This is a genomic window from Vibrio sp. 378 (assembly GCF_033339435.1).
Map to the genome: position 1 here is coordinate 1 of NZ_JAWOUO010001044.1, position 544 is coordinate 544.

At 44.1% G+C, this 544-nt stretch carries 1 protein-coding gene; it reads left to right on the forward strand.

Annotated features, from left to right (window positions below; all coding sequences use genetic code 11):
• On the forward strand, positions 1-506 hold a 506-nt coding region (locus R7Q48_RS30275; RefSeq protein WP_318134105.1), incomplete at its 5' end, for a DHHA2 domain-containing protein.
• Positions 507-544 lie beyond the last annotated feature (38 nt).

Below are 544 nucleotides of genomic sequence, written 5' to 3' on the forward strand. Positions count from 1 at the left end.
CTATTTTGTCGGACACGGTTGTGTTCCCATCTTCGACTACCACTGAATATGATAAACCGTACGCGCAAAAGCTGGCGGACATTGCAGGCATCAAAGACATCAAAGGTTTTGGTGAACAAATGTTGTTGGCGAAATCGGATCTGAGCCATTTCTCAGCAGAGACGATTTTGACGATGGACTACAAGAACTTTGAATTCGCAGGTAAAAAGGTAGGCATCGGCGTAGCTGAAACGCTCAACGCGCAGCAGTTGATTGACCGCAAACAGGACTTCAACGAAGCCATTCAAGCGTATAAGAAAGCTCAGAATCTTGATTACTTGTTCTTCTCGATCACAGATACCAAGCACAAACGTGCAAACATGCTTTGGGCGGATGACGCAGATAAGAAAGTGCTATCAAAAGCTTTTGATGTGAAAATCGACAATGACATGTTGGTATTGGATGGCGTGACGTCTCGCAAGCGTCAAATTGGTCCTGCAATTCAACAAGCGATTGAATCACTCTAGTGACTAAGCCACACTGAAAATAATCAAAAAACCACCGT